This is a genomic window from Hafnia paralvei ATCC 29927 (assembly GCF_001655005.1).
GTDB classification, from domain to species: domain Bacteria; phylum Pseudomonadota; class Gammaproteobacteria; order Enterobacterales; family Enterobacteriaceae; genus Hafnia; species Hafnia paralvei.
Genome location: NZ_LXET01000026.1, coordinates 1 through 9796, shown reverse-complemented (window position 1 = coordinate 9796; position 9796 = coordinate 1). Strand labels below are relative to the sequence as shown.

Below are 9796 nucleotides of genomic sequence, written 5' to 3'. Positions count from 1 at the left end.
GCCATCTCCGCTCCGGTTTGGTATCGCCCATCCAGGGCGCCCCAAACTCCGTCACGACATCCCTGTCGTGCCGGCTCTATCAACGAATACTTAAACTAAAAACCGGCCACGCCTTTTGTTTTGACGTTGACCTTTCCGGCACGTTGTTCTTCAGCCGAAAGGAGGAATGTAGGCTAGGATTCGCCGACAAGGACGTCGGCGAAAGAACGGAGGAGCCAGGATGGCGATTGCCGTTCGTTCCGTTAAGGCCGGAATGACGAGTTTCGGGCACCTGCGAAGCAGGCTGAAGAACGGTGCCAAGCCCGGATGCAAGGCGGCGGCGATTGAGCCGCCTTGCTCGGACGCCTACGCCAGTGGCTTCATAGAACCACAGATGCTAACTGGCGTACGAAACCTTTCCCCCATCAACCATAAAACTAGCCGTCCCCACCTAAAACAACCTCTCCAAATCCGTGGTATACGCCTTCACCACCTGTTCGCCCGCGTTTTTAATCTGTCCAATCACCTGTACCAGCTTGCTGGCGTAGTTAGGGTCGGTCGCATAGCCCGCTTTTTGCAGAGCATGTGCGGCCTGTTCTGGCGTATTGGCACTGGTGACGTTGGCATAGCGTGGGTTATTGGTTAACAACTGCACATAGTCGCTGATGGCTTCAAGGTAAGATCCATACACACGGAATTTGGCTTTCACTTTATGTGCAACGCCATTTTCAAACTCGGTGGTGGTGATCTCGGTTGTCGGGCCATCCCAACTTTTGCCGGCTTTAATCCCAAACAGGTTGAAGCTGCGCGAACCATCGGTCGTCGGAATCTCGCGCTGACCCCATCCAGACTCCAGCGCCGCCTGCGCCACAATCAGTTGGTGCGGTATACCACTCTGTTGGCTAACAGCTCGCGCCGCGCCACTCAGTTGAGTGACAAACTCGCCGTTGCTGGTCGGCATCGGCGACCCATTTTGTGGGATACGCGGCATCGCTCGGCGCATAACCTGCTCAAGTGCACGAACCGGCATGCTTTGAATCGTCTCTCCATCTAACGCCATTGGCGTAGTGCCCACGCTGTCAGGAATCGACGTTTTATTTCCAGAAAGCTGCTGTACCAGCATATCGGCGATGCCGAGACTACCGGACATATCCTGTGCTATTTGCTGGTCATACATCGAGGTATACAGCTTCGTTTGTTCCGTACTCAGTTCCCCATCCTGAGGCAGCGCAGCACGCATACTTTTCAGCATCATTTGAACAAACATGCCTTCCATCTGCTTGGCGGTTTCACGGATAGCCTTATCCGATCCAGCCGCCGTATGACGTTTCAACTGATTTAATGCCTGCGCGTCATACGCGGCGCTACCGAGAGAGAAGCTATCATTCATCAGATAATTTCCAATTTGGCTCGTAGGCAACCGGCGCTCTGCATTGCCTGCAAAATCGACATCAGATCGTTCGGCGTAGCTCCCAGCGCGTTAAGGGTTCGCACAACGCTGTTTAGGTTGGCACTTGAACGCACCTGCTGTAATGAGCCTTGCCCTTGCTGAACTGAGATCTGAGTATTTGGCGTCACCACGGTTTGTCCCCCACCAAACGGGGTATTAGGCTGACTGACGGTATTTTGACGATCGACCACCACGGACAGGTTCCCTTGAGCGACAGCGCAAGAGTCCAGCTCAACGTTGCGGTTCATCACCACCGAGCCAGTTCGTGAGTTAACGATAACCTTCGCATCGAAACTACCAACAGACACTTCAATATTCTGAATGTTCGCCAACACGCGTACCTGATTGCTGTTGCCTTGTGGAACTAAAACCTGCACGGTGCGAGCATCCAGCGGCGTAGCCGAACCCATCCCGCCAAAGCGGTTAATTGAATCACTGATACGCTGTGCCAAGCTGAAGTCTTCATCGTTGAGCTGTAGGTTAATCACGTTACTATTGCCGAAGGTGCTCTGCACCTCACGTTCGATCGTCGCACCGCCGCTGATACGCCCCCCCGCTAACTGATTCACCTGAACGCTGCTGCCACCGGCGGATGCACCTGCGCCGCCCACCAGCACGTTCCCCTGCGCCAAGGCATAGACCTGATTATCCACACCTTTTAGTGGTGTCATCAGCAAAGTACCGCCGCGCAGGCTTTTGGCGTTCCCCATCGATGAAACCACCACGTCGATACTTTGACCGGCACGTGAAAATGGCGGAAGCTTAGCGGTTACCATCACGGCAGCCACGTTTTTCAGCTGCATGTTAGTGCCCGCCGGTACTGTGATCCCTAACTGCGACAGCATGTTGTTCAGGCTTTGAGTCGTAAACGGCGTTTGCATGGTTTGGTCACCCGAACCATCCAGACCGACAACCAATCCATAACCGATCAGGGCGTTATCGCGCACACCCTGTACGGTGGTTAAATCGCGGATACGTTCGGCGCTAGCGGTTTGGGTGAACAGGCTTAGGGAAACCAACAGCCCCAGCATCAGCGAAGTCATACGCTGAGCCCATCGTCTAGAGCTATGTTTCATCGTTCTATTCCTTATCAACATATGATCAACCCTTTTATTAATACGGAGAAAGGTTGAGGAAGAACCGCTGCAGCCAGCCCATGTTCTGAGCTTCGTTGATATAACCACTGCCGACGTATTCGATACGCGCATCAGCCACCTGCGTTGATACCACAGAGTTGCTGCCGCTGATGGTGCGTGGGTTCACGACGCCAGAGAAGCGGATAAATTCGGTGCCCTGATTGATGGCGATTTGCTTTTCGCCCACCACTTTCAGATTACCGTTAGCCAGCACTTCCGCGACGGTCACCGTAATCGTGCCGTTAAAGGTATTGTTGGCGTTAGCCCCGCCCTTACCACCGAATTCGTTGTCGCCGGACATGTTCATGTCAGCTCGCGCATTACCCAACAGCCCTTCCAGATAGCGTGGCGCAGTCGCCACTTCGAAACTGGATTTACCGTTACGGCTAGCGTTTGCCGAGGAGCTTTTGCTGGCGCTGACGTTTTCCTGCAACGAAATGGTCAACGTATCACCCACGTTGCGTGGACGGCGGTCTTCAAACAGCGGCTGATAGCCATAATTCATCGGCTGTACGCTTTGGAAAATAGAGCCATTGGCAACGGTCGGCGCTGCGGGTGCCGGAGAGGCCGTGGTTGCACCCTTCACGATCTGATCGTGCGGAATGTAAGCGCAGCCAGAAAGCAATCCTGAAAGCAATAGAGCCGCACTCAGTGCGGCGATTTTGCATGGCATCAATGCGGGACGAGCAACAGCATTGGATGTCATCACGTTATGCGGCTTGATTGACATACTGCATCAGTCCTTAGAGCTGCGTTAAGCGCTGCAGCATCTGGTCAGACGTTGTCACGGCTTTGCTGTTAATCTCATAGGCGCGTTGAGTCTGGATCATATTGACCAGTTCTTCAGCCACGTTAACGTTTGAGGTTTCGACATAGCCTTGATACAACATGCCCGCACCATTCAGACCCGGAGTGCTTTCGGTCGGCGCACCAGAACTCTCGGTTTCCTGATACAGGTTTTCACCCACGCTCTCCAAACCGGCATCGTTGATAAACGTTGTTAGGGTTAGCTGTCCAACCTGCGTGGTTGCGGTTTGTCCTTGCTGATTCACACTAACGATACCGTCGCGACCGATGGTCAACTTGGTGGCATTAGCCGGAATAGTGATCGCCGGAACGACCTGAAAACCGCTCGACGTCACGAGTTGGCCGTTTTGATCCACTTGGAACGAGCCATCGCGCGTGTATGCTAGCGTGCCATCCGGCTGCTGCACCTGAAAGAATCCCTGACCTTTAATGGCAACATCACGGCTGTTGTCGGTCTGAGACAGGTTACCTTGGCTATGCAAACGTTCAGTGGCAACCGGACGCACACCAGTACCGATCTGTAACCCTGAAGGCAACGTCGTTTGCTCGGAGGATTGAGCCCCGGGCTGGCGTAGCGTTTGGTACATCAAGTCTTCAAATACGGCACGCTGGCGTTTAAAGCCATTGGTGCTAACGTTGGCCAAGTTGTTGGCAATGACGTCCATGTTCGTTTGTTGGGCTTCCAGCCCGGTTTTTGCGATATACAGTGAACGGATCATTCAAACACTCCTACAGTTATTCAACTCGCTCAGCGGCTATTAACTCAATGACAACAGCTGGTTGGCTTTTTGTTCGTTGTCATCCACGCTGCGAATGACCTTCATCTGCATTTCAAAACGGCGGGCGTTGGCAATCATATCGACCATCGTATCCACGGGTTTGACGTTGCTTCCTTCTAATACCCCAGGCATCAGACGCATTTCTGGGTCGAGCGTCAGCGTAGCGCCGCGTTGCTGCTGCGCTTCTGGCGTCAAATGGAATAAGCCATCGTCGCCGTGTGCCATTTCCTGAGACGTGGCTTTAACCAGTTTCAAACGCCCAACCTGAGTGGTGGTGTTGGGCTGATCGCCAGCGCCGAGCGCCGTGATAGTGCCATCGGCGGCAATCGTGATTTCTGCACGATCGGGGATCGCAATCGGCCCGTTATCGCCGATCACTAAGTTGCCCTGCGATGTCAATTGTCCTGCGGTGTTGATCTGCAGGTTACCGTTACGGGTATAAGCTTCCGTGCCGTCTGCGTTACGCACCGCAAGCCAGCCATCCTGCTGTAACGCCACATCTAACGGGCGCTCGGTGTAATCCAATTTACCCATACTCATGTCATGCATCGGCGTTGACGCCGCGACCAGCGTGCGGGTTTCGATGCTGTCACCCTCAACCGGTACAGCGCGTAAAGCCGCAAGCTGGGCACGAAATCCGGGCGTGCTGGCGTTGGCCATATTGTTGGCCGTGATTGCCTGCTGTTCGAGGGTCTGGCTAGCGGCCCCCATCGCGGTATAAATCGCGTGATCCATAGCATCTGCCTGTTGCCTCTATGCGCCGGCCATCTCGCCAGCGCATAGAAGAAGAAGTGGATTAAGGGTAATTAACGTAGGTTGACCAACGTTTGCAGGATCTGGTCCTGCGTTTTGATGGTTTGAGCATTGGATTGGTAGTTACGCTGCGCCACAATCATGTTGACGAGCTCTTTACTCAGATCCACGTTGGATGCCTCAACGGCGCCGCTGGTCAATGCGCCTAACCCACTGGCACCCGCCACGCCAACAATCGCCTGACCCGATGTGGCACTCTCTTTCCACATGTTGTTGCCTTCAGACTGAAGACCCTCTGGGTTGGCAAAGTTTGCCATCACGATTTGCGCCAATAGCTGGGTTTGCTGGTTAGAGTAAGTGCCCGTAATGGTGCCATCGTCGTTGATCTGATAGCCGGTCATCTCACCTGCTGCATAACCGTCTTGAGATTTGGCGGTCACGCCATCTTTACCGGTGTTTTGTTGCATGGAACCGGTGAAAGTCAGGTTGAAGTTTTGCGCTGGAGCGCCGTTGTTAGCTGCCATGTTCAGTGCCAGAGGTGTACCTGGGTTTTGCAGCGTACCGTTCTGGTCAAACTCCAGTTTGCCTGCGTTTTGAGGTGCTGTACCTGCAGCGGCTGCGCTGTCGACGCTATAAACCGTCCATGGCGTAGTCATGCCCGTCGCCGGTGGCGTGGCTGCCACTGGTGCCCCTTTCACGAAATAAAGATTCATATTGTGGGTATTCCCCAAAGAATCATAAGTCGTAATAGACGTTGCATAGGTGTAGGAATCAACATCATCAACTTTGAACGGTGAGTTCTTTGGCACCTCATGCGATGAGTTAAGGTTCATGCTCATATTGCCTGAGCTGCTGGCTTTAGCCGGCATCATGCCCGTTGGGATCTGAATCGGTGAAGGCTGCGCGCCTTGTTGGATAGTCGGAGGTGAACCTGCCGCTGGATAACCTGTCAGGAAAACACCCTGCGCATTGGTCAAGAAGTTGTCCTGATTCTTAGTGAATTGGCCGTTACGCGAGTAGTAAACGCCGCCGTTAGCATCCTGCATACGGAAAAAACCGTTGCCACTGATCGCCACGTCTAAACCACGGTTAGTGGTGGTGGTAATACCATCGGTAAAGTCCTGCTGCACGCTAGCAACTTTCACGCCTAGCCCCACCTTTGAACCCGCGAACATGTCGGCAAAGGTCACAGAGCCAGATTTAAAGCCTACGGTTTGCGAGTTAGCAATGTTGTTGCCGATAACGTCAAGGTTACTGGCCGCAGCGTTCAAGCCGCTGACTGCTTGGTTAAATCCCATGTGAAGTCCTATCTCTAGAGGTCAAAAAACGTTCATCAGCAAAAATCAGAGCTGCTGATAATGATGGAGTCAACGCTGTGGCTACAGGATCTGGCGCACGTCGTCGAGGGTGGCGGTGCCCGCCATGCCGAGTTCCAGCAACGCGCCGTTACCGTTTTTGGTCACTCCGTTCACCATGCCAAAGTGCAACGGCTGAACGACCATCGGCTGACCTTGGTTGGTCGCGCTCACGCTAAAGGTGTAGGCTCCGTTTGGCACGTTGGTGCCATCGGTTTGTGTGCCGTCCCATGTATAGCTATGAACACCCGCCGTTTGCGTGCCCAAATCGATTTGTTTAACGACCGCACCATTGGCGTCGCTGATGGTAACCACCACGCTCTGAGCACCACTTTCCAGCTCAAAACCAAACGGTGTGGTACTGGTTGTGGTTGCACCCTCTTCTTTCCCCGCCAAAATATTTTTGCCGGGGATCATCACGCCATGACCAATGAGGCTGCTGGCCTGTAACGATTGATTGCTGTTAATTTGGCCGGAGATAGAACCCAACGTGGTGTTGAGCTTTTCAATGCCGCTAACGGTGTTGATCTGCGCCAGTTGGCTGGTCAGCTCATTGTTTTGTAGAGGATTGGTCGGATCTTGGTTTTTTAGCTGCGCAACCAAAAGCGTCAGGAAGCTGTTGCTTAAATCCTGGCTGTTTTGGCTGGTTAAGCTATTGGTGCCGTTGGTTTTGTTGGTTGCGCTGGAATTATCAACCGGATCGTTAAGCGAGACAGAAACTGCCATAGCGCCTCCTGTTATTGGCCAAGCGTTAATGTTTTCATCATTAACGACTTGGTAGTGTTGAGGACTTCTACGTTGGCCTGATAGCTGCGAGAAGCGGCAATGGAGTTCACCATCTCACCGACCACGTCAACGTTAGGCATCCGCACATAGCCTTTAGCATCGGCTAACGGATTGCCCGGTTGGTACACCAAACGCTCTGGCGACGGATCGTCAACCAGCTGCGATACTTTTACGCCGCCGGTTTCCTGCCCTGGTGCGGCTTGCACTTCAAACACGACCTGCTTGGCGCGGTAGGGTTCGCCATCGGGTCCGGTCACACTGTCGGCATTCGCCATGTTGCTGGCTGCCACGTTCATACGCTGCGACTGTGCCGCCAGCGCCGAACCGGAAATATCAAAAATGTTGAGCATCGACATGGTCGTTATCCTTGTTGCAACACTGACATCATGCTTTTGATCTGCCCGCTGATAACGGTCAGATCGGTTTGATAGCGCAGGCTGTTATCAGCGAATTGCGTACGCTCGCGGTCCATATCGACGGTGTTTCCATCCAGCGATGGTTGATCGGGGACGCGGTAGAGCATATCCAGTTCAGGCGGCTGAAAACTCTGGGCAGGAATATGGCGGCTAGAGGTGGTTTTTAGCTCGACACCGCTGCCATTAACACGCCCTTGTTCGATCGCGCGCGTAAGCTGTGAGGAAAAATCGATATCTCTGGCCTGAAAGCCTGGGGTATCTGCGTTGGCGATATTGGCAGCCAGGATTTCCTGACGCTGTGCGCGTAGGTTTAAAGCTTCTTGCTGAAAACGTAACGCGGCATCCAGTTTATCGAGCATACCTTCTCCGCTAAGTGGGTTAGGACGGGCTGCCATGGCATAAAGCTGCTGGCAGATCGTCAAGAATGACAATTTGGAGCGGATAGCATAGACGTGGGGAGATACAGACGATGGGAGGAATAAGCGCAAAATGCAGCGCTATTTGTGGCCTTTATTTTCTAGCAAAGCAGATAGACTACGAGCCTGAGTTTAGAATTTTCACGCTGTAATACGTTAATTCCACCCGGTGGAGGCCCCATGCGTTGCGATTTAAAGAAATGGCCATTATTCCTGACCAGCGTTTTGCTGACGGGCTTTTTCTTGCCCTCGGCGCACGCAGATTCAGCGCTACAAGATGGGCTAACGCAGTATTTCGGCCAACAGTTCACCGCAGAAAATCAGCATGTAAAAGTCAATATTCGTTCCCCTCAATCGCAGTGGCCAACGTGTGAAATACCCCAGTTTTCTATGCCCTCCTCGGCACGCCGCTGGGGAACACTGAGCGTGTTGGTGCAATGCCCACAGGATAAACGTTATCTGCAAGTTGAAGTTCAGGTCACAGGAGGCTATCCGGTAGCGAGCACACCACTCAGCCGTGGGCAGCATATTAGCGCAGCAGATTTCAATATCATGCAGGGTCGTCTCGATCGTCTTCCTACCGGTAGCATTATGGAAATAAGCCAGTTAGATAACGCGGTCTTGACACGTGATTTAGCGGCGGGTCAGCCGGTGACGTCATCGATGATGCGCCGTACATGGATCATTAAGGCCGGACAATCGGTACAGATTTTAGCGCAGGGTGACGGCTTTAACGTGACCAGCGAAGGGAAAGCGCTCAATAATGCGGCGATTGCCGACAACGTTCGCGTTCGTTTAGCCTCTGGACAAATTATCAGCGGCAAAGCCACCGAACAGGGAACTATCGAGTTGCTAATGTAGTCATTTCTCGTGCCAAAATGACTTTTTCACGCTTAGGTGAAAAAAAACTGCAATAAATCGAGCGAAATAGACAGTTTTAGCTAAAGTTATTGGCTTCTAAGCCGATGGTACAGACAGACAGAAACACGTTGCCGTAGCGTTCAATCAGAGAACGGACTCACGCCAACTAACCAGTGAGATAATGACAATGAGCATAGATCGCACCCATTCGCTGAGCGGTGTTAGTCCGATTCAGCCAAGAGAAGCATCCGAAATCCAGCAGCAAAAACGCAAAGAGGCTACAAGCCAACCTGCGGTTGATGGCACTCAGGTTAAGCTGAGCGATGCGCAATCGCGCCTGATGCAGCCGAATGGCCAAGATATCAACGTTGAACGCGTTGAAGCATTGAAACTTGCCATTCGTAACGGTGAGCTGACCATGGATACCGGCAAAATCGCCGATGCGCTGTTACAAGATACACATGATTTATTGAAATCAAACGACTGACAGGTAGTCATGACTATGCCCGGAACGTTAGACGTGCTGCAACAAATGTTGGATACCCTGAAAACGCTTGAAGTTGAGCTTGAAAACGAACAGTCACTCCTGTGTGCCGGTCGTGTAGACGCCGTGCGTTTACAGGCCGCCACGCTGGAAAAAGAGAATCTGCTCGCCACGCTTCGCCATCAGGAACAGCATCGTCATCAAACCGGCGACCAAGCCCCCTATTCAGAACATAGCGACCTCGCTCCCCTTTGGCAGACCATCATGGATCTCACGCAGAGATTGCATGATATGAATCAGCACAACGGTATGCTGCTCAACCAACATCTCACCCGCAATCAGGGTGCGCTCGACACATTAAAAAGCCGCCACGGACAGTCTCTGTATGGCCCCGACGGACAGGCTCAGAGCGGGATGATAACGGGTAGGAAGTTGAGTATTTAGTCGAGTGTGTATGTCATTATGGTTTAAGGTTTCGTACGCCTAATGTACTGAAATCTACCTGAGAACCGTGCAAGGTTTCGTACGCCTAAGGCACCGAAATATACATGCACTCCGTGCAGGCGTCCGAGTT

At 52.8% G+C, this 9796-nt stretch carries 12 protein-coding genes; 3 read left to right on the top strand and 9 right to left on the bottom strand.

All coding sequences use genetic code 11. The features are described from left to right. Nucleotides 1-430 precede the first annotated feature (430 nt). The 9 genes from flgJ to flgB form a co-directional block, all read right to left on the bottom strand. Nucleotides 431-1369 (bottom strand): flagellar assembly peptidoglycan hydrolase FlgJ, encoded by a 939-nt coding sequence (gene flgJ / locus M988_RS07620; protein WP_008813843.1) that lies wholly within the window; start codon nt 1367-1369, stop codon nt 431-433. Further along, the gene (locus M988_RS07615) at nt 1369-2472 is read right to left on the bottom strand and encodes a flagellar basal body P-ring protein FlgI (RefSeq protein ID WP_004092139.1); all 1104 of its coding nucleotides are present in this window, start codon (nt 2470-2472) and stop codon (nt 1369-1371) included. Before M988_RS07615 ends, flgJ begins: the two co-directional genes overlap by 1 nt. Before the next feature lie 70 nt (nt 2473-2542). After that, the gene (locus tag M988_RS07610) at nt 2543-3271 is read right to left on the bottom strand and encodes a flagellar basal body L-ring protein FlgH (RefSeq protein ID WP_174705397.1); all 729 of its coding nucleotides are present in this window, start codon (nt 3269-3271) and stop codon (nt 2543-2545) included. A gap of 37 nt (nt 3272-3308) precedes the next feature. Continuing rightward, nucleotides 3309-4091, bottom strand: a complete 783-nt coding sequence (gene flgG, locus M988_RS07605; RefSeq protein ID WP_004092136.1) for a flagellar basal-body rod protein FlgG — start codon at nt 4089-4091, stop codon at nt 3309-3311. 39 nt (nt 4092-4130) lie between these two features. Then, nucleotides 4131-4886, bottom strand: a complete 756-nt coding sequence (locus M988_RS07600; RefSeq protein WP_008813845.1) for a flagellar basal body rod protein FlgF — start codon at nt 4884-4886, stop codon at nt 4131-4133. Between the two features lie 71 nt (nt 4887-4957). Beyond that, the gene (gene flgE / locus M988_RS07595) at nt 4958-6202 is read right to left on the bottom strand and encodes a flagellar hook protein FlgE (RefSeq protein WP_008813846.1); all 1245 of its coding nucleotides are present in this window, start codon (nt 6200-6202) and stop codon (nt 4958-4960) included. An 81-nt stretch (nt 6203-6283) separates the two neighbouring features. Then, entirely contained in the window at nt 6284-6985 is a 702-nt protein-coding gene (flgD, locus tag M988_RS07590; protein WP_008813847.1) for a flagellar hook assembly protein FlgD, read from the bottom strand. An 11-nt stretch (nt 6986-6996) separates the two neighbouring features. After that, complete coding sequence (gene flgC, locus M988_RS07585) at nt 6997-7401, bottom strand: flagellar basal body rod protein FlgC (protein ID WP_004092125.1); 405 nt, start codon at nt 7399-7401, stop codon at nt 6997-6999. A gap of 5 nt (nt 7402-7406) precedes the next feature. Continuing rightward, on the bottom strand, nt 7407-7820 hold the full coding sequence (gene flgB, locus M988_RS07580; RefSeq protein WP_020303695.1) for a flagellar basal body rod protein FlgB: 414 nt from the start codon (nt 7818-7820) through the stop codon (nt 7407-7409). Between the two features lie 237 nt (nt 7821-8057). Between flgB and flgA the strand changes: the two genes are divergently transcribed. The 3 genes from flgA to M988_RS07565 all read left to right on the top strand — a co-directional run bounded on the left by flgA (nt 8058) and on the right by M988_RS07565 (nt 9666). Then, the gene (gene flgA, locus M988_RS07575; RefSeq protein ID WP_064573540.1) at nt 8058-8738 is read left to right on the top strand and encodes a flagellar basal body P-ring formation chaperone FlgA; all 681 of its coding nucleotides are present in this window, start codon (nt 8058-8060) and stop codon (nt 8736-8738) included. Nucleotides 8739-8925: 187 nt separating this feature from the next. Further along, on the top strand, nt 8926-9225 hold the full coding sequence (gene flgM, locus M988_RS07570; protein ID WP_008813850.1) for a flagellar biosynthesis anti-sigma factor FlgM: 300 nt from the start codon (nt 8926-8928) through the stop codon (nt 9223-9225). A 15-nt stretch (nt 9226-9240) separates the two neighbouring features. Beyond that, nucleotides 9241-9666 carry a flagella synthesis protein FlgN gene (locus M988_RS07565; protein ID WP_008813851.1) on the top strand — a complete coding sequence of 142 codons (426 nt, stop codon included), beginning with the start codon at nt 9241-9243 and terminating at the stop codon, nt 9664-9666. The last annotated feature ends 130 nt before the right edge of the window (nt 9667-9796 follow it).

Excerpts from the sequence above, each read along its gene's own strand:
- flgJ (WP_008813843.1), bottom strand. The coding sequence starts at position 1,369 with ATGAATGATAGCTTCTCTCTCGGTAGCGCCGCGTATGACGCGCAGGCA.
- M988_RS07615 (WP_004092139.1), bottom strand. The coding sequence starts at position 2,472 with ATGACTTCGCTGATGCTGGGGCTGTTGGTTTCCCTAAGCCTGTTCACC.
- M988_RS07610 (WP_174705397.1), bottom strand. The coding sequence starts at position 3,271 with ATGACATCCAATGCTGTTGCTCGTCCCGCATTGATGCCATGCAAAATC.
- flgG (WP_004092136.1), bottom strand. The coding sequence starts at position 4,091 with ATGATCCGTTCACTGTATATCGCAAAAACCGGGCTGGAAGCCCAACAA.
- M988_RS07600 (WP_008813845.1), bottom strand. The coding sequence starts at position 4,886 with ATGGATCACGCGATTTATACCGCGATGGGGGCCGCTAGCCAGACCCTC.
- flgE (WP_008813846.1), bottom strand. The coding sequence starts at position 6,202 with ATGGGATTTAACCAAGCAGTCAGCGGCTTGAACGCTGCGGCCAGTAAC.
- flgD (WP_008813847.1), bottom strand. The coding sequence starts at position 6,985 with ATGGCAGTTTCTGTCTCGCTTAACGATCCGGTTGATAATTCCAGCGCA.
- flgC (WP_004092125.1), bottom strand. The coding sequence starts at position 7,401 with ATGTCGATGCTCAACATTTTTGATATTTCCGGTTCGGCGCTGGCGGCA.
- flgB (WP_020303695.1), bottom strand. The coding sequence starts at position 7,820 with ATGCTCGATAAACTGGATGCCGCGTTACGTTTTCAGCAAGAAGCTTTA.
- flgA (WP_064573540.1), top strand. The coding sequence starts at position 8,058 with ATGCGTTGCGATTTAAAGAAATGGCCATTATTCCTGACCAGCGTTTTG.
- flgM (WP_008813850.1), top strand. The coding sequence starts at position 8,926 with ATGAGCATAGATCGCACCCATTCGCTGAGCGGTGTTAGTCCGATTCAG.
- M988_RS07565 (WP_008813851.1), top strand. The coding sequence starts at position 9,241 with ATGCCCGGAACGTTAGACGTGCTGCAACAAATGTTGGATACCCTGAAA.